19 protein-coding genes are annotated in these 20173 nt (G+C 71.5%); 10 read left to right on the top strand and 9 right to left on the bottom strand.

Features of this window, described 5'->3' with window-relative positions:
- Positions 1 to 22 precede the first annotated feature (22 nt).
- Positions 23 to 2923 (bottom strand): FAD-binding and (Fe-S)-binding domain-containing protein, encoded by a 2901-nt coding sequence (locus CFP66_RS37015; RefSeq protein ID WP_094930015.1) that lies wholly within the window; start codon positions 2921 to 2923, stop codon positions 23 to 25.
- Positions 2924 to 3062: 139 nt separating this feature from the next.
- Here CFP66_RS37015 and CFP66_RS37010 point away from each other — a divergent pair, with 139 nt between their 5' ends.
- Positions 3063 to 4847, top strand: coding sequence for a thiamine pyrophosphate-dependent enzyme (locus tag CFP66_RS37010; protein ID WP_094930014.1), 1785 nt, complete (start codon positions 3063 to 3065; stop codon positions 4845 to 4847).
- 19 nt (positions 4848 to 4866) lie between these two features.
- A complete protein-coding gene (locus tag CFP66_RS37005; RefSeq protein WP_198961922.1) occupies positions 4867 to 6780 on the top strand; it encodes an acyl-CoA dehydrogenase family protein in 1914 nt (637 codons plus the stop codon).
- 147 nt (positions 6781 to 6927) lie between these two features.
- Here the strand turns inward: CFP66_RS37005 and CFP66_RS37000 are convergent, their stop codons facing one another.
- From CFP66_RS37000 to CFP66_RS36990, 3 genes are all read right to left on the bottom strand, one after another.
- A complete protein-coding gene (locus tag CFP66_RS37000; RefSeq protein WP_143517484.1) occupies positions 6928 to 7119 on the bottom strand; it encodes a hypothetical protein in 192 nt (63 codons plus the stop codon).
- Between the two features lie 100 nt (positions 7120 to 7219).
- Positions 7220 to 7648, bottom strand: a complete 429-nt coding sequence (locus CFP66_RS36995) for a universal stress protein (protein WP_158228347.1) — start codon at positions 7646 to 7648, stop codon at positions 7220 to 7222.
- A gap of 191 nt (positions 7649 to 7839) precedes the next feature.
- Complete coding sequence (locus tag CFP66_RS36990) at positions 7840 to 9132, bottom strand: hydrogenase/urease maturation nickel metallochaperone HypA (RefSeq protein WP_143517483.1); 1293 nt, start codon at positions 9130 to 9132, stop codon at positions 7840 to 7842.
- 151 nt (positions 9133 to 9283) lie between these two features.
- Between CFP66_RS36990 and CFP66_RS36985 the strand changes: the two genes are divergently transcribed.
- From CFP66_RS36985 to CFP66_RS36965, 5 genes are all read left to right on the top strand, one after another.
- Positions 9284 to 9949: a phosphoribosyltransferase gene (locus CFP66_RS36985; RefSeq protein WP_094930010.1), complete on the top strand. Its 666-nt coding sequence runs from the start codon at positions 9284 to 9286 to the stop codon at positions 9947 to 9949.
- On the top strand, positions 9946 to 10653 hold the full coding sequence (locus CFP66_RS36980) for a dienelactone hydrolase family protein (RefSeq protein ID WP_094930009.1): 708 nt from the start codon (positions 9946 to 9948) through the stop codon (positions 10651 to 10653). The genes CFP66_RS36985 and CFP66_RS36980 overlap by 4 nt, the downstream gene beginning before the upstream one ends.
- 95 nt (positions 10654 to 10748) lie before the next feature.
- Positions 10749 to 12863, top strand: coding sequence for a catalase (locus tag CFP66_RS36975; protein ID WP_233160022.1), 2115 nt, complete (start codon positions 10749 to 10751; stop codon positions 12861 to 12863).
- Between the two features lie 52 nt (positions 12864 to 12915).
- Positions 12916 to 13347, top strand: a complete 432-nt coding sequence (locus CFP66_RS36970; protein WP_143517482.1) for a hypothetical protein — start codon at positions 12916 to 12918, stop codon at positions 13345 to 13347.
- A gap of 82 nt (positions 13348 to 13429) precedes the next feature.
- Positions 13430 to 14110 carry a superoxide dismutase family protein gene (locus tag CFP66_RS36965; RefSeq protein ID WP_094930006.1) on the top strand — a complete coding sequence of 227 codons (681 nt, stop codon included), beginning with the start codon at positions 13430 to 13432 and terminating at the stop codon, positions 14108 to 14110.
- 15 nt (positions 14111 to 14125) lie between these two features.
- Here the strand turns inward: CFP66_RS36965 and CFP66_RS36960 are convergent, their stop codons facing one another.
- Genes CFP66_RS36960 through CFP66_RS36950 form a run of 3 tightly spaced genes read right to left on the bottom strand, consistent with a single transcriptional unit; the run spans position 14126 to position 17138 of the window.
- The gene (locus CFP66_RS36960; RefSeq protein ID WP_233160020.1) at positions 14126 to 15628 is read right to left on the bottom strand and encodes a bifunctional aminoglycoside phosphotransferase/ATP-binding protein; all 1503 of its coding nucleotides are present in this window, start codon (positions 15626 to 15628) and stop codon (positions 14126 to 14128) included.
- 1 nt (position 15629) lies between these two features.
- Positions 15630 to 16553 (bottom strand): sugar phosphate isomerase/epimerase, encoded by a 924-nt coding sequence (locus tag CFP66_RS36955; protein ID WP_094930005.1) that lies wholly within the window; start codon positions 16551 to 16553, stop codon positions 15630 to 15632.
- A 3-nt stretch (positions 16554 to 16556) separates the two neighbouring features.
- Positions 16557 to 17138 (bottom strand): universal stress protein, encoded by a 582-nt coding sequence (locus tag CFP66_RS36950; RefSeq protein ID WP_094930004.1) that lies wholly within the window; start codon positions 17136 to 17138, stop codon positions 16557 to 16559.
- An 87-nt stretch (positions 17139 to 17225) separates the two neighbouring features.
- Between CFP66_RS36950 and CFP66_RS36945 the strand changes: the two genes are divergently transcribed.
- The 3 genes from CFP66_RS36945 (at position 17226) to CFP66_RS36935 (ending at position 19251) form a co-directional block, all read left to right on the top strand.
- A complete protein-coding gene (locus CFP66_RS36945; protein WP_094930003.1) occupies positions 17226 to 17816 on the top strand; it encodes a universal stress protein in 591 nt (196 codons plus the stop codon).
- Between the two features lie 92 nt (positions 17817 to 17908).
- The gene (locus CFP66_RS36940; protein WP_198961921.1) at positions 17909 to 18370 is read left to right on the top strand and encodes a VOC family protein; all 462 of its coding nucleotides are present in this window, start codon (positions 17909 to 17911) and stop codon (positions 18368 to 18370) included.
- A 50-nt stretch (positions 18371 to 18420) separates the two neighbouring features.
- Entirely contained in the window at positions 18421 to 19251 is an 831-nt protein-coding gene (locus CFP66_RS36935) for a DUF427 domain-containing protein (protein WP_094930002.1), read from the top strand.
- A 77-nt stretch (positions 19252 to 19328) separates the two neighbouring features.
- Here the strand turns inward: CFP66_RS36935 and CFP66_RS36930 are convergent, their stop codons facing one another.
- On the bottom strand, positions 19329 to 19619 hold the full coding sequence (locus CFP66_RS36930) for a hypothetical protein (protein ID WP_094930001.1): 291 nt from the start codon (positions 19617 to 19619) through the stop codon (positions 19329 to 19331).
- Positions 19620 to 19627: 8 nt separating this feature from the next.
- Positions 19628 to 19912, bottom strand: a complete 285-nt coding sequence (locus CFP66_RS36925; protein WP_094930000.1) for a DUF3040 domain-containing protein — start codon at positions 19910 to 19912, stop codon at positions 19628 to 19630.
- Between the last annotated feature and the right edge of the window lie 261 nt (positions 19913 to 20173).

The following is a 20173-nucleotide window of genomic DNA, read 5'->3' as shown; positions in this document are numbered from 1 at the left end:
GTCGCCGGCTCTGCCTACGCGGTCAGCCAACCTGGCGGCCGGCCATCGCGAGGACCTCGGCCAGGTGCAGTGTGTCCCGGCCGGCGCCGTGGCGGATCTGGCTGCGGCAGCTGAACCCGTCGGCGAGCACGAGTGTGTCGGGTGCGGCGGCGCGCACGGCGGGCAGGATGACACGTTCGCCCGCGGCCATCGACACGTCGTACTGCTCGCCGGCCTCGTAGCCGAAACTGCCGGCCATGCCGCAGCATCCGGAGTCGGGCAGTTGCAGGTCGAGGCCCATCGCCCGCATCAGCTCGTGGTCGGCGGAGATGCCGATCGTGGCCGTCTGGTGGCAGTGCATCTGCACCAGTGCCGTGCGGTGCAGGGCTGGCGGGGTGTAGCCGTCGGTGCGGTCGAGAAGTTCGGCCAGTGTGACGCTCTGCTGTGACAGTCGGCGCGCGTCGGCGTCGGCCGGGAACAGGTTGGTCAGCTCGTCGCGGAACACCGCCAGGCAGCTCGGTTCGAGCCCGACCACGGGCACGCCTCGCGCGATGGGTTCGTGGAGCTCTCGCAGGATCTGCCGCATCCACCGCTTGGCCGTGGGCAGCATCCCGAAGTCGTAGAGCGGGCGTCCGCAGCACAGGGCCGTTGCCGGGATGCGCACGACGTAGCCCGCGGACTCCAGCACCTCGACGGCGGCGATCCCGACCTCGGGTGTGAAGTGGTTGGTGAAGGTGTCGGGCCACAACAGCACCTCCGGTCCTGATGGGCGGGGAGCGTGCTCGGCGAACCACGATCGGAACGTCCGCGCGGCGAACGGCGGCGCCTCCCGGCGGGGGTCGACACCGGCGATCTTGCGGGTCATCCGGCCGAGGCCGGGCGCGGCGAGGGCCGCGTTGGCCAGCCGCGGTACCCGGCTCGCCAGCCGGGCCCAGATCGGGATCAAACCCATCGCGTACGCCGCGGCCGGGCGCAGCCTGCGTGCGTAGTAGTGGGAGAGGAACTCCGCCTTGTAGGTGGCCATGTCGACCCCGACGGGGCAGTCACCCTTGCAACCCTTGCAGGCCAGGCACAGGTCGAGCGCGTCCTTGACGTGCTCGTCGCGCCAGCCCGAGCCGCGCCCGCTCCCGGACAGGTGCCCGCCCATCATCTCCAGCAGCAGCCGGGCCCGGCCGCGAGTGCTGTGCTCCTCCTCGTGCGTGACCATGTAGCTGGGGCACATCGTTCCGCCCGAGTCGTGTCGGCAGCGGCCGATGCCGAAGCAGCGGTTCACCGCATCGGCGAAGCCGAGCTGGTCGTCGGGGAACCGGAAGTGGGTATGTACCTCGCGCGGCTGGTAGCCGGTGCCCAGCCCAAGGTTCGCCGTGGGCGGATACGGGTGGACGATCTTGCCGGGGTTCATCCGGCCGTCAGGGTCGAAGATGGCCTTGAACTCGGCGAACACCTCCACCAGTTTCGGCCCGAACATCTTCACCAGCTGGTCGGCCCGCAGCTGGCCGTCGCCGTGCTCGCCCGACAGGGAGCCACCGAAGCGCACGACGAGGTCACCGGCCTCGCCGAGGAATCGCCGGAAGTTCTCGACGTCCGGTGCGGAGTCGAGGTGCAGGTCGAGCCGGTTGTGCACGCAACCCTGCCCGTAATGCCCGAACAGGACCGTGTGGTAGCCGTGGCGCTCCACCAGCCGGCAGTACTCCCGCAGGTAGTCCCCGAGCCGCTCGGGTGCCACCGCGGCGTCCTCCCAGCCGGCCAAGCCGGCGTGACGGCCCGGGATGCGGGTGAACTCGATCGTGCTGCGCCGCACCTCCCAAACCTGCGCCTGACCGGCGGCGTCGGCGAAGACCTTCGGCGCCCCCGGCGTGCCGCCCGTCCGGCTCTTCGCGTGCTCGACCTGGGCCTCGGCCTCCTCCCGGGTGTCGGCGCCGTACTCGACCAGCAGCCAGGCCGCGCCGGTCGGCAGCTCGTCCATGCCGGGGATGTGCGCCTTGTGCGCCTCCAGGTTGTCCAGCACTCCTGCGTCAAACGATTCCAGTGCGATCGCGCCAGTGCCGTCGAAGTCGGGGACGTGGTCGGCGGCGGTGAACGGGTCGGGATAGCCGACCACGAGCAGCGCGTGGTAGGTCGGGTCGGGCAGCAGCCGGACCGTTGCCTCCAGAACCAGCGCGCAGGTCGACTCGCTACCGACCAGCGCCCTCGCCACGTCGAAACCCTTCTCCGGCAGCAGGTCGGGGAGGTTGTAGCCCGACACCCGGCGCGGGATCTCGGGGAACCGGTCGCGGATCAGCCCGGCGTGGGTGTCGCGCAGCAGCCGCAGCCGGCGATGGATCTCCGCGCGCCGCCCGCCCTCGGCGAGGATCCGCTCGTAGGTCGCGTCGTCGGTGCGGCCGACGGTCATTCGGGTGCCGTCGTAGGTGACCACGTCCATCTCGATGACGTTGTCGACGGTCTTGCCGCCCCAGTACGAATGAGTACCACAGGAGTTGTTCCCGATCATGCCGCCGACCGTGTTGCGGTCGTGGGTGGCCGGGTCGACGGCGAACGTGAGCCCGTGCTCGCCCGCAGCGGCCCGGAGCTGGTCGCAGACCACGCCGGGCTGCACCCGCGCGATCCGGCGCTCCGGGTCGATGTGCACGATCTTCCGCATGTACTTCGAGAAGTCGATCAGAACGCCCGTGGTGGTGCTCTGGCCGGCCAGCCCCGTTCCACAGCCACGGGCCGCGATCGGCACCCCGTGAGTGCGGCAGATCGCCAGTGTGGCGAACACGTCGTCAGCGTGGCGGGGCAGCACCACCCCCAGCGGCAGCTCTCGGTAGATCGAGGCGTCGTTCGCGTACAGGGCGCGCGAGCCCTCGTCGAAGCGGGCCTCACCGTCCAGGGAGCGGGTGAGATCGCGCGCGAGCCTCCCGCGGTTCAGGGTTCCGCTGATCGTGACCGGCACTGCGCCCATCGCTCGTGACCCTCCCCTCGTCGGGACCGCTGGCCGCGGCCTACCCGGACGAGGACCCGGAAAACGAGCAGCCGGGTTTTGCCTCCCGGGCTCCGGTTACCCACGGGTCGCAGGCGACCGCGGGCGAACGGGAGTCCTCATGGCGAAGACCACCTCGGACCTGATCATCGAGCGGCTGCACGAGTGGGGGGTGGATACCTGCATCGGCATCTGCGGTGACCAGATCAACGGGTTCTTCGAATCGTTGCGCACGCACACCGACACGATGAATTTCATCCACGTCCGTCACGAGGAGGCGGCCGCGCTGGCCGCGGTGGGCTACGCGAAGTTCACTGGACGGATGGCCTGCGTCGTCGCCACTGCGGGCCCTGGCGCCCTGCACCTGATGAACGGCCTGTACGACGCGCGGATCGACGGTGTGCCGGTGCTGGCCATCACAGGAATGTCCTACCACGACACCATCGGCACCCATCTGATCCAGGACCTGCCCTCGGACCGCCTGTTCGCGCCCGTCTGTACCTACTCCGAGCGCGTCATGGGGCCGGCGCATGCGGTTCCGGTTACCGACCTCGCGGTGCGCAACGCCCTGGCGAACCGGGCACCGGTCCACCTCGCCATCCCGATCGACGTGCAATCGGCCACCGAGGACACGCACTCGCCGAAGAACCTCCCGGGGCACACCTCCCTGGCCGCGCAGCCCACCACGAGCAGCCCGCCCGAGGAGCAGCTGCACAAGGCCGCCGAGGTCCTCAATGCCTGCAGCAAGGTGGCGATCTGCGCCGGCGCAGGCGCCCGTGGCGCCGGAGACGTCCTCGAGCAGGTGGCCGAGCTGCTCGGCGCGCCGATCGTGAAAGCGGGGCTGGGCAAGGACTGTGTCCCCGACGACAGCCCTTACACCACCGGCGGAATGGGCCTGATCGGCACTCGCCCCTCCCACGAGGCCTTCGAGAACTGCGACGGCTTCCTGATCGTCGGCTCGTCCACTCCCTACGCCGAGTTCTGGCCCCAACCCGGGCAGGCACGCGCGGTCCAGATCGACCTGCACGGCGACCGCATCGCGCTGCGCTACCCGGTGGAGGTCGGGCTGGTCGGCGACGCCGCGACCACGCTGCGCGCGCTCGCGCCGCTGCTGGAGCGCGCGCAGGACCGCTCGTTCCTGGAACGCGCCCAGCAGGGCATGACCGAGTGGTGGGACCTGATGCGTCGGCAGGCCGAGAGCCCCGACACCCCGATGAAGCCCCAGGTGCTCACCTGGCAGCTCTCCGAGCTTCTGCCCGACGCCGCGATCGTGACCGGTGACGCGGGCACCGTCACGGCGTGGGGCGGGCGGATCAAGCTGCGCCGCGGCATGCAGTACTCGCTGTCCGGGACGCTGTGCTCGATGGGCTCCGCAGTGCCGTATGCGATTGGCGCCAAACTCGCCCACCCGGACCGCCCCGTGATCGCGTTCACCGGCGACGGCAGCATGTCGATGGGTATGGGAGAGCTCGCCACCCTCGCCCAGAACCGGCTGCCGATCACGATCGTGGTCCTCAACAACGGATCACTGGCCATGGAGGTGTTCGAGCAGAACGCCCTGCTGGGCAACCCGCAGTTCGCATGCCAGCTCTCCCCGATCAACTTCGCCGAGGTCGCCGAGGCCTGCGGAGTGCGCGGGTACCGGCTGGAGGACCCGGCCGAGGCTCCGAAGGTCATCGCCGACGCCCTCGACCACCACGGGCCGGCCCTGATCGACGCGGTGGTCACGGCCGACGAGTCGCCGATGGCCGACACGTTCAAGACCGGTCACGCCAAGAAGATGCTCACCGCCTTCGAACGGGGCGAACCCGCCCGGCAGCCGATTGCACGGAACCTGCTGGCCCCGGGTCTCGTCGAGATGTCCCCTGCCATCCAGGAGATCCAGAACGAGCTGGCGGAGTACTGACTCGAGGAGGCGATTAGCCGTGACCCAGGTCAGCGAGCACGAGGCGCGTCAGGTGGCCGAGGAGGCGCGTGAGTCGACGTGGCGCAAGCCGAGCTTCGGCAAGGAGCTGTTCCTCGGACGGTTCCGGCTCGATCTGATCCACCCGCATCCCGAGGGGAAGGTGGAGGCGCGGGAACGTGGCCAGGAGTTCCTGGCTCGACTGCGCGCGTTCTGCGAGCGCGAGGTCGACGCCGCGCTGATCGAGCGCGAAGGCCGGCTGCCCGACCGGGTCGTCGCGGGGCTCGCCGAGCTGGGCGCGCTCGGCATGAAGATCGACGTCGAGCACGGGGGCCTCGGCCTGTCACAGGTCGAGTACAACAAGGCGTTGATGCTGGCCGGGTCCGCGCATTCAGCGATCGCCACGCTGCTCTCCGCGCACCAGTCGATCGGAGTGCCACAGCCCGTAGCCCTGTTCGGTACCGATGACCAGAAGCGCCGGTTCCTCCCGCGCTGTGCGCGTACCGACATCAGCGCGTTCCTGCTGACCGAGCCCGATGTGGGCAGTGACCCAGCCCGGCTGCACACCGCGGCCACGCCGACCGACGACGGCTCCGCCTACCTGCTCGACGGGGTGAAGCTCTGGACGACCAACGGGGTCATCGCCGACTTGCTCGTCGTGATGGCCCGGGTCCCCGCCTCCGACGAGCGCCGCGGCGGCATCACCGCGTTCGTGGTGGAGGCCGACACCCCGGGGATCACGGTCGAGGCGCGCAATGCGTTCATGGGCCTGCGCGGGATCGAGAACGGTGTGACCCGGTTCGACCAGGTGCGGGTACCGGCGGAGAACCGGATCGGGGCCGAGGGCGAGGGCCTGAAGATCGCGCTGACGACGTTGAACACCGGTCGGCTGTCGCTGCCGGCGATCTGCGCGGGCTCGGCGAAGTGGTGCACCAAGATCGCCCGCGAGTGGTCTCGGGAACGGGTGCAGTGGGGACGCCCGATCGGTGAGCACGAGGCCGTCGCGGGCAAGGTCGCTTCCATCGCCGCGACCACATTCGCGCTCGAAGCGATGGTGGAGTTGTCGAGCGTGCTCGCCGACGAGGACCGCCACGACATCCGCATCGAAGCGGCGCTGGCCAAGCTGTACGGCTCGGAGATGGCCTGGCGCGTCGCCGACGACCTCGTACAGGTCCGCGGCGGCCGTGGCTTCGAGACCGCGGAATCCCTCGCCGCACGGGGCGAGCGCGGGGTGCCGGCCGAGCAGGTGCTGCGCGACCTGCGGATCAACCGCACGTTCGAGGGCTCGACCGAGATCATGCACCTGCTCATCGCGCGCGAGGCCGTCGACGCGCACCTCGCCGCGGCCGGGCAGCTGGTCGACCCGGAAAGTTCTCTCGCGGACAAGGTAGCCGCAGCGGGTCGGGCCGGCCGGTTCTACGCGCGCTGGCTTCCCGGCCTGATCGGCGGGCGGGACCGGATCCCGGGCACCTACGCCGAGTTCGGCCCGCTGGCACAGCACCTGCGGTTCGTCGAGCGAGCGAGCCGCCGCTTAGCCCGCCAGACCTTTTACGGCATGGCCCGGTGGCAGACCCGCCTGGAACACAGGCAACGCTTCCTCGGCCGCATCGTCGACATCGGTGCCGAACTGTTCGCGATGAGCGCCTGCTGCGTCCGCGTGCGGAAGCTCGCCGCCGAGGACCCCGATCACGCCGAGGACGCGCGGGAACTCGCCCACACCTTCTGCGGCCAGGCCCGACTGCGGGTGCAGGACCTGTTCACGCGGCTGTGGACCAACACCGACGCCATCGATCGCCGTACCACCCGTCGCGCGCTCGATGGGCAGTACACGTGGCTGGAGGAGGGGATCATCGACCCCTCCATCCCCGGGCCCTGGATCGCCGAGCAGGCCACCGGACCCTCGACCGTGCCCAACCTGCACCGCACGGTCCTGTGACCACTCCGAATCGTCCCGGACGCAATCAACGGCACCGGCCCCATTCGGCGTCGGGCACCCACCGCTCGTGGCGGACACGGGGAAACGACCCCTCGTCGACGTTCCGGCCAGCGTGTTTGCTACGTCCTCTTGTCTGTGGGCCAGCACTCACCCCTCCTCGGCGGCGGGGTCGTACTCGAGCCGCTCAGCCTCGTCACTGAGCTCGGCACGCTCCGCTCGCCGGGCGAGGTCGGGGTCGCTGGTTCTCCTGCCGTTCGTGCCAGCGTTCTGCTCGGATTTGACCGGCTCGGGGCCGGGAGACGTCTCCCGATCATTGCCGACCTTCGGCTCCTCGTTCATGTCGTGGTTCATCGGCCCTCCGTGGTCCTCTCGTTGATGTCGGGCACGAGCACGAAGGAAGCGACGTGCTCGGGGGTGGGCTCGGCGCGCTCGGCAATCGTCAGGCGTTCGTCACGCCGTGCTCGGGTGCCGGCACGAGCACGACCGGGCAGCTCGCGTGACGGGCGATGCGGAGGGCGACCGAGCCGAGCATTGCCCCGGCCAGTCCGCCACGACCGCGGTTGCCCACCACCAGGAGACCAGCGCGCACGGCGTGATCGAGCAGCACGGTGCTCGGGTCGCCCCGTTCGATGTGGGTGTGCACCGCCGACGCAGGTTCCCCGCTCTCCTCGATCGCACTGCCCAGCCAGGCCCGTGCCTCGTCCTCGAAGTCCTTCGGAGGCGTCCGGGCGAGGGCGTTGGCGCCGAACTGGAGTGGCTGATGCCAGACGGCGACTGCGTGGACCTCGCCGCCGGTGTCCTGAGCTTCTGCGACCGCCCACCGCAGAGCGGTGCGCGATGCCTCGGAGCCGTCGATCCCGACGACCATCCGCCGCTTGTGATCAGCGGAGCGCGCGGACCTCGGGGCCGCGGTGGCGCTCCCCTCTCCGCGGCTCCCGCTCCGCGAGTCCTCGGTCACCATGTCATCCACCGGGTCGTCGGGACGGACTGGCGACTCTTGAGGTGGCCCGGCCCGTTCGCTCTCCCGTTCAGTCATCTCAGGCGGGTACCCAAGCCTCGTCACCCCAAATACCGGAGCAACGCAGCCCGCAGGTGCGGGACGACACGCGTCGGTTCAACCCACGCAAGCGTTGATGATCGCTCCTGTCCGTCCGTCTGCGCGGGCGGAAGCGACGCCAGGTGCGCACCGACGCGGCGTACCCACACCGACGGGTCATGTCCTTGGACCCGTCGGACCGGAACTGGCGACGGCCGACGATGGCGACGGCATAGCGTCATTTCCTTCCGCCCGGCCGCGACGAGCAGTTGCCCGAGCGCCAACCCGCCGTCGCCGGGCGGAACGCGTTGGTGCCGGAGTACCGAGAAGCCCGCAGCTCGCAGTGCGCGGCACGCCACCCCCAACAAGAGCGCGTTCTGGAACACGCCCCCGGTGAGCGCGACGTCGTGCAGGTCGAGGTCCCGGCGGGCGCGGTCGGCCAGCGCCACGACCAGCGCCACGACGGCGGCATGGAACCGCGCACCGGCCGTCGCGGGAGTGACGCCCGCGCGCAGGTCGGCCACGACGGCGCGGATCACCGGCTCCGGGTCCGCGACGAGAGGCACGTTGGGCCCTCCGTCTCGGACGGCGAACATGTAGGCACGGTCGCCGAGGGGCACATTTCGGGACCGGCACTCCAGCTCGATCGCCGCCTGCGCCTCGAAGTCCACGATCTGGCGGATCCCCAGCAGCGCACTCACCGCGTCGAAGAGCCTGCCCATGCTGGACGTGGGTACGCAGCCCGTTCCGGTGGCGAGCTGGTGGGCGAGCACGCGCAGTTCTGCGGGCGGACACGCCGCGACCGGCGGCAGGTCGTCGTCCCAGTCCACGCCGGCCGCGCGCAGGTGCGCCAGCGCCATCCGGTACGGCCTCCGCACGGACGCGTCGCCGCCGGCCAGCGGCACGTAGCGCAGGTGCGCGAATCGGTGGAATCCGGCGTAGTCGGCGGCCAGGACCTCGCCGCCCCACACGGCCCCGTCGGTGCCGTAGCCGGTGCCGTCGAACGAGATGCCCACGACCGGACGCGATCCGTCCAAGCCGTGCTCGGCCATGACCGAGGCGACGTGAGCGTGGTGATGCTGCACGGTCGTGAGTGGGCGCCCGTCGGCGTGGCGCTCGGCCCAGGCACGCGACCGGTAACCCCGCGCCCCCTCGACCGGGGAACCGGCGGCCACGATCTCGAAGCAGAACCGAACGGCGCCCGGGACCACGCCCGACACCTTCCCGATCACGAGGTGGACAGCCGTCACCCGGGCGCACTCGGTGCGCTCCACGATCGTCTCGACGACGCTCTGGGTGATCGCCAGCTCGTGCATCGACGGCTCCACGGCGCTTCGGTAGCCACGGGCGGTGATGTGACCCGGGACGCAGCTGACGGTAGGGGCTCGGCGCCGCTGCTGCAGCGTCGACCGCGATCGGGTGCTCCACCGCGCTCCCGGGTACGCGGAGGAGAGGAGGAGATGCGCAATGCGATTCCGGGATCGAACCGACGCCGGACGCCAACTGGCCCGGCTGCTGACAGAACGCGACCTGCATGAGCCCGTCGTGCTGGCGTTGCCCCGGGGTGGTGTCCCCGTCGCCGCCGAGGTGGCATCGGCGCTGGCCGCGCCGCTGGAGGTGTTCGTCGCCCGCAAGCTCGGCGCCCCCGGCCAACCCGAGCTGGGCATCGGCGCGATCGCCGAGTGCGACGGGCTGGTCGTCGACCGCCACGCCCTCGACGCACTCGGCCTGTCCGACGACGACGTCGCCGCCCTGATCGGGCGCGAGCGCGAGGAGCTGGAACGACGCGTGCAGCACTACCGGTCCGGCCGCGACCTGCCGGATCTCAAGGGGCGCGACATCGTCCTGGTCGACGACGGGCTGGCCACCGGTGTCACCGCGGGCGCCGCGCTCCACGGGCTGCGGGGACACCGGCCGCGAACCATCGTGCTGGCAGTTCCCGCCTGCGCTCCGGCCACCATGGACCGGCTGAGCACGGAGGCCGACGACGTGGTGTGTGCGCTCACCCCGCAGGACTTCGCCGCCGTCGGCCAGTGGTACGAGAACTTCGACCAGACCACCGACGGCGAGGTCGTCGAGATCCTCCGACGGATGTCCGCGGCAGGCGCGGCCGGGGGCCGGGGAACGCCATGACCGAGCTCGCGACGCGGCCGATCCGCATCGACCAGTCCGATGGGGTCGTCGTCGACGGCGACCTGGGGGTTCCCGACGGGGCGGACGGCATCGTGGTGTTCGCCCACGGCAGCGGCAGCAGCCGGCACAGCAGCCGCAACCGCCAGGTGGCCGCCGCCCTGCAGCGGCGCGGTCTCGCCACCCTGCTCATGGACCTGCTCACCGCCGACGAGGAAGCGGTCGACGTCCGCACCGCCGAACTCCGGTTCGACATCGACCTGCTCGCCGGCCGGCTTGCCGGAGCCGCGGCCTGGGTCGCCGGCGAACCGGCCACCCGAGGCTTGCGAATCGGCTACTTCGGGGCCAGCACCGGCGCCGCTGCCGCACTGGCCGCCGCCGCCCGGGCGACCCGGACCGCCGGCCATGCCGACGACATCGCCGCCATCGTCTCCCGCGGCGGGCGCCCCGACCTGGCCGGCGGCGATGCACTGCGGTCGGTCCAGGCACCCACGCTGCTGCTCGTCGGCGGGCGTGACGAGACCGTCATCGAGCTCAATCAGCAGGCGCACGACCGCATGGACGTCGAACGCCGCCTCGTCGTCGTACCCGGCGCGACCCACCTGTTCGAGGAACCCGGCACGCTGGACCAGGTCGCCGACCTCGCCGGCGACTGGTTCGTCCGGCACCTGGCCGACCCGTCCGCGCCCGAGGAACGGCGCTCGTGAGGACCGAACGGCCCCCGGCGGTGTGGCCGGCGCGGGGTCGGGTAGCCCGCAGCGCAGAGGGAAGAACGGGCAGCACGATGGCGGGAGGACCAGGGGTGTCACAGGCGCAGCGCAGCGACGGCAAGCAGCAGCAGCTCGACGAGGTCCGGATCGACCCGGCCGAGACGGCCCTGACCACCCAGCAGGGGGTGCGGGTCGACCACACCGACGACTCGCTCACCGTCGGCGAACGCGGCCCGACACTGCTCGAGGACTTCCACGCCCGGGAGAAGGTCACCCACTTCGACCATGAGCGCATCCCGGAACGCGTCGTCCACGCCAGGGGCGCCGGCGCGTATGGCACGTTCACCCCGTTCGACGACTCGCTCGCCGAATACACGGTGGCGCGCTTCCTCACCGACCCATCGGTGTCCACGCCCGTGTTCGTCCGGTTCTCCACGGTCGCGGGCTCGCGCGGCAGCGCCGACACCGTCCGCGACGTTCGCGGGTTCGCCACGAAGTTCTACACAGAGCAGGGCAACTACGACCTGGTCGGCAACAACATGCCGGTCTTCTTCATCCATGACGGGATCAAGTTCCCCGACTTCGTGCATGCCGTGAAACCCGAACCGCACAACGAGATCCCCCAGGCCCAGTCCGCGCACGACACCCTCTGGGACTTCGTGTCGCTGCAGCCCGAGACCATGCACATGATGATGTGGCTGATGTCGGACCGGGCGATACCCCGGTCCTACCGGATGATGCAGGGCTTCGGGGTGCACACCTTCCGGCTCGTCAACGCGGCCGGCGAGGGGACCTTCGTGAAGTTCCACTGGAAGCCCGTGCTCGGCGTGCACTCGCTGGAGTGGGACGAGTGCCAGAAGATCGCCGGCAAGGATCCCGACTTCAACCGGCGTGACCTCTGGGAGTCGATCGAAACAGGCGCGTTTCCCGAGTACGAGCTCGGCGTGCAGCTCGTTCCCGAATCCGAGGAGCACGACTTCGATTTCGACCTGCTGGACGCCACTAAGATCATTCCTGAGGAGCAGGTGCCGGTGCAGCCGGTCGGGAGGATGGTGCTCGACCGCAACCCGGACAACTTCTTCGCCGAGACCGAGCAGGTCGCCTTCCACACCGCGAACGTGGTGCCGGGCATCGACTTCACCAACGATCCGCTGCTGCAGATGCGCAACTTCTCCTACCTGGACACGCAGCTGATCCGGCTCGGCGGCCCCAACTTCGCCCACCTGCCGGTCAACCGCCCGATCGCGGAGGTGAGCACCAACCAGCGCGACGGGTTCTCCCAGCACCGGATCCACCAGGGCCGCACCGCCTACCACAAGAACACGCTCGGCGGCGGCTGCCCGGCGATCGCCGACGAGGGCGTGTTCGCGCACTACCAGGAGAAGGTCGAGGGCCACAAGATCCGCGAGCGGGCGCCCAGTTTCCAGGATTACTACAGCCAGGCCACCTTGTTCTGGAACTCGATGTCGGACTGGGAGCGCGAGCACATCGTGGCCGCGTTCCGGTTCGAGTTGGGCAAGTGCGACCACATGCACGTCCGCGAGGCGGTGGTCGAGCAGCTCAACCACATCGACCACGGTCTGGCGACACAGGTCGCCGAGGGCATCGGTGTGAAGCCGCCCGCCGGGGAGGCCGAGCCGAACCATGGTCGCAGCTCCCCAGCCCTGTCTCAGGCGAACACGGCGAAGCACTCGATCGCCTCGCGCAAGGTGGCGGTGCTCGTCGCCGACGGGGTCGACGGGGGACCGGTCACCGCGCTCACCGACGCGCTGCGCGCCCAGGGCGCGCTCCCCGAGCTGCTGGGCCCGACCGACGGGTCCGTCACGACGGCCGCGGGCACGGACCTGCCCGTCGACCGAGCGCTGACCACGATGGCATCGGTGCTCTATGACGCGGTCGTCGTACCGGGTGGCGTCGAAGGCGTGAGTGCCCTGTCGGCCGACGGGTACGCGGTGCATTTCGTCGCGGAGGCCGTCAAGCACGCCAAGGCTGTCGCCGCGATCGGGGACGGCACCCGGCTGCTGGACCGTGTCGCCGTCGGCGCCGTCCGCGTCGCGGCGGACGGCGACGGTGTGGTGGTCGATCATGGTGTCGTGAGCGCGGCGAGCGGCACCGAGCAGCTCCCTGCCGGGTTGCTCGACGCGTTCACCGCGGCCATCGCCGAGCACCGGGCGTGGCAGCGGCCGCGCGCGGGCATTCCGGCCTGACCGCTACACGATTGGCAGTCCCGGGCGTGGGAATCCCGCCCCTATGAACGGTGTGAGGATCGTCCTCGGCGGATTCCGCGGACTCGTCGGCGCCATGAGCATGACGGGAGCCCGCACGCTCGCGTCGGAGTTCGGCCTCCTCACCAAGGGCACGCCGCCCGAGCGGGTTGCCGAGGAGGGCGTGCCCCAGATTCTGCGACCGGTCGCGCGGGACATGCGACCTGCCACAGTGGACCTGCTCCACCTCGGTTACGGGAGTGCGGGTGGCGCCGCCTACGGCATGTTGCCCCGCCGCTGGCGACGGCGCTGGTACACGGGCCCCCTGTTCGGGCTCGTGCTGTGGGTCGGCTACCTCACCGGGATCGCGCCGCTCCTCGGGCTGCGCCTCGAACGCCGTCGGGAGGTGCGCGAGTGGGCGGTGCTCGCCGCGGACCACGTGCTCTACGGCCTGGTGGTGTCCCGGCTGGGGCGGCCCGTCGACTGACGGAACGGACAGCGGTCGGTGCGTCACCCTTCCGTGACCTCCTGTACTGAATGACCCGCGGTGGTCGGGGAACGCGGAAAGCATGATCTCCCCGACCCGTTCCCCGGTGGGCGCCGCACGGCTCCCGATCCTGCTCACCGGCACCGTCCTGGCCGCAGTGGCCTGCGGCGGGCCCGAACCGGCCCCGCCGGCCCTGCCGGACGCACCCCTCGCCCCACCCACACCGACTGCGCCCCTCACCCAGCCCGCGCTCGCACAGGTCGAAGCCGAGGGCACCCTCGCCGCGCCCGAGCAGGCGCAGGACGCGTTCACCTATGACCCGGCGCAGGCGCCCGCCGGTGCGGAGCTCTCGGTCGAGGCCGAGGAGTCGAACGGAACCACGCAAGTGCAGCTCGACGTGGACGGCCTGTTGCCCGACCGCGGCTACGCCGCCCACGCGCACGCCCGCCCGTGCGGCCCCACCGGCGACGCCGCCGGCCCGCACTTCCAGAACGAGGTCGACCCCGCCGCTACCCCGGAACAGCCCTCCACCGACCCGGCCTACGCCAACCCCCAGAACGAGATCTGGCTCGACCTGCGCACCGACGGCGAGGGCGACGGCGAGGCGAGCACCGAGGTGCCGTTCGTGTTCCGCGACCGCGCACCCGCGTCGGTCGTCATCCACGAAGCCGAGTCCACCGCGACCGCTCCCGGTGAGGCGGGCTCCGCGGGTGGCCGATTGGCCTGCCTGAACGTGCCGTTCGACCAGGCCGCGAACGGGTAGCCGCCTCTTCCGGACCTACTCCCGCCGGCGGCCGGAGTCGCGGTCAGCGTCGATCAGGGCGACAGCCCGCGCGATCGTGTCCTCCTCGGACCGATCGGTCGGAAGGTCGTGGGCGCCGGGCCATGGGTCCTGGTCGGCGGCCATGGCCTCAGCGACCCGCTCGTCGGCGTCCGACGCCGAGCCGTCGCGGTTGCGCAGACGCTGCGCGCTCAGCTCCGCCGGCGTATGGCAGCGGATGGCCACCAGATCGCTGTGGCTGTGCTCAGCGAGCGCGCTCGCACGCTCGCGCTGGTCGGACGAGGTCCAGGACGCGTCGAGCACCACCGCTTCGCCCCGGCCCAGCAGGGCCTCGGCACGGCCGAGGAGCTCGGTGTACACCCGATCGGTCATCTCCGGTGAGTAGAGGCCGCTGCGGTACCGCTCCGCAGCCGGTGCCTCCGGGTCCAGACCGGCCAGCTCCTTGCGGATCCGGTCGCTGGACAGCACTGTCATGGCGAACTCATCGGCGAGCCTCCCGGCGACGGTCGACTTTCCGGTACCCGGCAACCCACCGACCAGGACGAGCCGGACCGCGGCGAGGTTCAAGTGCCCGCGCGCGATCTGCGCGTACCGGCGCGCTTCCTCCCCGGCCGGATCCGCCGCGCTGCCCTCCACCGGGCGGTCCCTGCCCTCGTCGGCTGTCTGCTCGGCGCGCATGCAGGCCACCCGCGCCCGGACCGCGGCCCGGTAGGCGGTGTAGTGGTGCCGGAGCGCGGCGGGCGCGGGGTCGGCGGCGAACTCCGCATATCGGTCGAGGAACTCGTCCGCGAGGTCGGGGCGGTCGTGGTACTCGAGGTCCATGGCGAGGAACGCGGCATCGTCGAGGCCGTCGACCCAGCGCAGCCGGTCGTCGAACTCGAGGCAGTCCAGAATCTGGGGCCCGGTGGGCAGGCAGAAGATGTCCTGCGCCAGGAGGTCGCCGTGCCCGTCGACGACCCGGCTCGCGTCGATCCGGTCGGTGAACAGCGCCTCCCGACCGGCCAGGAACCGCGTCGCCCCGTCCTCGATCGCCGTCACGGTGTCCCGGTCGAGCACTCCGTCCGCAGCTGAACGCAACCCGCCGAGCACGCCCTCCCACCGCTCCCGTACCGCGTCCCGTTCTCCCGCCGCCGCAATCTGCTCCGAGCGCTCCGCGCGTGCGTGGAAGGCCGCGACCGCGCGCGCCACCTGGCGCACCTCGTCCGCGCCCGAGGACTGGTCGCCCACGATCGTCGCGAGCCGATGCTCATCCGGCATCCGGGCCATCACCACCACGTGCTCCCACACGGAACCGTCCGGCACGCGCATCTCGCCCACCCCGAGGTAGGCGTCCGGGGCGAGCCGCCGGTTCAGCTCCACCTCGCGGTGGCAGGCGCGTTCGCGCTGCTCGGCGGTACTGAAGTCGAGGAAATCGGTGCGCACAGGCTTCTTGAACTTCCACGCGCGGTCGCCGAGCAGCACGACCACCCCGATGTGCGTCTCGTGCACCGACACGTCCACGTCAGGCTTCCTCGACGATCAGCGGCCGCAGGGCCCTCTGCGCGAGCCCGAGCCCGGCCTGCACCCGCTGCGACGTCCCCGCCCAGACCGGGTCCTCGTGCTCCACGGACACGACGCCGTCGAATCCGCCCTCGTAGAGCACGTCGACGAGTCGCCGCCAGTCCAGCCCACCGAGCCCGACCGCACGGTAGCGCCACCACTCCGCGTCCGCCGGATCCGCCCGGTGCACCGGCCCCAGGTAGCCGACGCGGTCACGGAGCTCCGGGAAGACCTCCACGTCGTTCGCCTGCACGTGTCGGACCCGGTCGACGTAGGGACGCAGCGCCGCCACCGGGTCGATCCCGACGCCCGGCAGGTGCGACGGGTCGAAGTTGAGGTCCAGCCCCAGGTCGAACATCCACTCCCACAGCTCCGGGGAGTAGGCGAGGTTGCCCGGGAGGCGGTCGGGGTGCCAGTCGGGCTTCGGGCAGTTCTCCACCATCAGCGGCACACCCAGCTCGCCGGCGCGCTCCACCAGCGGCGTGAGCGCTTCCTCCGCGAGGAGCAGGTTCTCCCCCACGGTCCGCGCCGGGTCCCGCCCGACGAACATGCCCACCGGGGCGACGCCCAGCAGCTGCGCGGCGTCGATGCAGGCCTCCAGGTGCCGGTGGACCTCGGCCCGGCGCACCGGGTCCGGGTGCAGCGGGTTCTCGTAATAGGTCAACGCGGACAGCGTCAGGCCGTGCCGGCCGAACAGTGCCCGCACCCGCTCGGCATCCCCGGGGCCGAACCCCACCGGGTCCAGGTGATCCGCCGCGCCCCCAACGGTGGCGCCCGCAGGCCAGGCAGCCACCTCCAGGGCCTCGAAACCAGCCGTTTCCGCCCACCGAGCCAGTTCCTCCAAGGGAAGGCCCGGCAACGCCGAGGTCAGCATGCCCAGTCGCACTCGCTACACCTCCACAGACCGACGCGGTCGGGGTACGAGCACCACTGGGCACCGCGCGCGCTGAGCGCAGCGTTGAGCCACCGAGCCCAGCAGAACCCCGGCCACCGCCCCGCGGCCGTGGTTGCCGAGCACCAGCAGATCTGCGTCACGGGCAAGGCCTAAGAGAACGGTGGCCGGGTCCCCCCGCTCGAGTCGGGTGTCCACCTCCGCCCCGGGTTCAGCGGCGCGCAGTTCGGGCAGCGCCGCGGTCAGCCATGCACGGGCCTCGGCCTCGAACTCCTCGGCCGGCAGCGGCACCCCGTCACCGAACTGCACCGGCTGGTCCCACACCGCGACCGCGCGCACCGCCGCTCCCGTGACCTGAGCGTGGCGGACTGCCCAGTGCACCGCCGCCTCGGCCTCGTCCGACCCGTCGATCCCGACCACCACCGTCGGTCGCCGGTTGTGCTCCTCGCGACCCGGGGTCGGTCCGGTCTTCTCGCCGCCCTGCAACGCCTCGGGCTGCAGGGCGTCGTCGACGTCGTGGGGGTGGAACGGCGACCCGGGCGGACGGACCGGGGTGACTGCGTTCTCGCGCTCCGGCATACCCCACGGGTACCCGATCACAGCGACCGAACCGGCGGGGTGGCCTTGTGCTGGTGACGTGCGGCGAGGACGGGGTACCCGGCCCGCATGGCGGCACAGGACAGCAGGACACCGCGCACCCGGCGCGCGTTCCCGATTCAGGCGCAGGACACCGTCGACGACCGGCGAGGCGGGACCCGACCGGGTCCTACGCCGATCCATGAAGCCGAGCGGTCGGGCAGCGACCCGGCGCCCCAGGTGGTCGTCGGGATCGACGGCTCGCCCGCGTCCCACGCCGCGCTGCAGTGGGCCGTCCGGCACGCGGACACGACAGGCGCCACCGTCCACGCCGTCGCTGCCTGGCACCGGCCTGCGCAGTTCGGCGCCAACGCCCTTGCCCAGACCCCCGAGAAGGACTTCGAGGCCGAAGCGCACGCCCGGCTCGTCGCCGCGGTTCCGCAACCCGCGCCGGACGAGCCCCACGCTCGCGTGCACACCCACACCGAGCAGGGCGACCCGACGGCCGTGCTGATCGACCACGCCCGCAGCGCCGAGCTGCTCGTGCTCGGCAACCGGAGGCACGGTGGGGTCGCCGGCGCCGTGCTCGGCTCGGTCGCCCTCGGCGCCGCTCACCACGCCCGGTGCCCGGTCGTCCTCGTCCACGCCCCGACGGCCACCGAGGGCGACGCGACAGATTGACAGCGCCGCAGCAGGGCCGCCGGCCCGATCACGAGCCCGCGGCAGTAGCCCGCCGTCCCACCAGTCAGCAATTCGAGGAGAGCGAGGAGCCCGTGCGTGTCACCAGCGTCATGGCCGTCGTCACCGTCGCGGATTTCGACGCCGGCCTCACATGGTACGAGCGGTTCTTCGGACGCGACCCCGACCGCCGACCGATGGACGGCCTCGCCGAATGGCGCCTCACCGACACGGGTGTCGTCCAGCTTCTCCACGATCCCGACCGGGCGGGGCGCGCGCTGCTGACCATCGGGGTGACGGACCTGGACGAGGAGGTCGCGCGCCTGGCCGAGCGCGAGATCGCGTCCGGCGACGTCGTCGAGGGCGTTATCGCGCGCATCGCGTCGATCTCCGACGCCGAGGGCAACACGATCACTCTCGCCCAGCCCGACGAGGCGGACTCCGATCCCGCCATCGGCCCCCGGATGGGGGAGTTCGAGGAGGAGATCGACGATTCGCGGCGGTCGTCCTCGCGGCCCCGGCCCGACGCCGGCACGGCCGGGGCAGGTTCGGCCTGATCCCCTGGATACACCGCATCCCCGACCGGGGCGGGGGTACCCCGTTGCCTATGAGCCTGACCATGGCCACGGGACCGTTGGCGGTCGGCGCCTCCGAGATGGTCAACTACCGGATCGAGGCGCCCGAGCACCGCCTGTTCTTCGACGCCTTCCCCCGCCGCATACGCGCCGTCTTCGCCGATCGGACGCTCGTGGACACGGTGCACGGAATGCTGCTGCACGAGACGGGTGAGCTGCCCCAGCTCCACGTCCCCGCCACCGACGTCCAGGGCCACCTCCTCGACCCCTCGGACCGCACCACCTCCTGCCCGTTCAAGGGCGATGCGCACTACTCCTCGGTGCGGGTCGGCGACCGGTTCGCCGAGGATGCCGTGTGGTCCTACCCGGAGCCGACCGCGCAGGCCGGATGGCTGCGTGGCTACCAGGCGATCGCCTTCGAGGCGATGGACGCCTGGTTCGACGAGGACGAGCAGGTGTTCGGGCACCTGCGCGATCCGTATCACCGCGTCGACACCCGCGGGACCAGCCGTCGCATCCGGGTCTCGTCGGGTGGACGTGTGCTCGCCGAGTCGACCCGTCCGGTCCTGCTGTCCGAGACCGGGCTGCCCAACCGGCTCTACATCCCGCCCGCCGACGTCCGGCCCGACACCCTGACGAGCAGCACGACCACGAGCGTCTGCCCGTACAAGGGCGTCGCCCGGTACTCCGACGCCGACGGCATCTCCGACGTGGCGTGGAGCTACCCCGAGCCGTACCCCGACGCGGTTCAGATCGCCGGGTACTGGTGCTTCGACGACAGCGTGGTGCTGGTGGAGTCCGACAGCCGCGCAGCGCCATCCGGGCGACGCCAGCAACGCCGCATCGCACCGCGCTGGCTCTGACGCGGGTCGCCCGACACCTCAGCCCCGAGCTGCGCCCGTGGGCACGTCCGGGCGGGCGCACGGCCATCGACCCTGCGTCAATCCCGGCGTTGCCGGTCGACATCCCGCTCGTCCGCGGCTCGTGCCTCGGCGCCGGTCCGGCCTGCATGGCCCGGGTCCTGACCGGCGGCACGACCCACGAAGAGCTCGTTGGGCCCCGTTCCCGTCGACGTCGGCGCGTCCCCGTCGGTGCGAGTCGGGCGACCGCCGTGCGCCCGGCTGTTCGCCACCCCCTCGTCGCGGTCGACGTCGGACTCCGACCGCGGCTCCGCCGGATCCGGGAGCCGCCGGTCGCGGCCGAACACGCGCCGCAGCACGTTCCGGATCATTCCCCGAATCACCAGGGCCCTCCGCGACGGTCCCGCTGTCCCGCCACGGCGGACAGCAATACTGCCAGCCCGAGCAGCGATGCGGTGACGAGCGCGATGCTCGCGAGTCCGAGCACGAGCAGAAGCACGGTCAGGACCACCAGAACGACGACCACGCGCACGAACCTGGGCCCTCGAGGGACATCGCGCAGCCGATCGGCGCGGAGGGCGAAGGTCGATGCGTAGCGCTCGTCGCTCCGCTCGAGCGCCTCCTCCATCTCCCGCAGCGTGCGCCGGTCCCGGTCGCTGAGCATCGGCGCCTCCTGGCAGTTCGGGCGGTCGTCGGTCTCGTGGCCGGGTGCTCGGTTCGTCCGTCCGGGATACCCGCGGGCGGAAGCCCGGAATCGTCGGCGGAGCGGGCACCTCCGCGCGTCCAGCGGCACTCCACCCACGGGCGTCGCGGGCGCCAGGGGCTACGCGGCGGACCAACCCTGATCCACGGGTCCGGTCAGAGTGGCTGCCGGGCGTCGTCCACCCAGTCGTCGATCCGCGCCTCCGCAAGCAAGCCGGGCGGG

Source organism: Pseudonocardia sp. MH-G8 (assembly GCF_002262885.1).
GTDB lineage: Bacteria > Actinomycetota > Actinomycetes > Mycobacteriales > Pseudonocardiaceae > Pseudonocardia.
The sequence above is the reverse complement of the archived record's forward strand: the minus strand, read 5'-3'. Positions and strand labels throughout refer to the sequence as shown.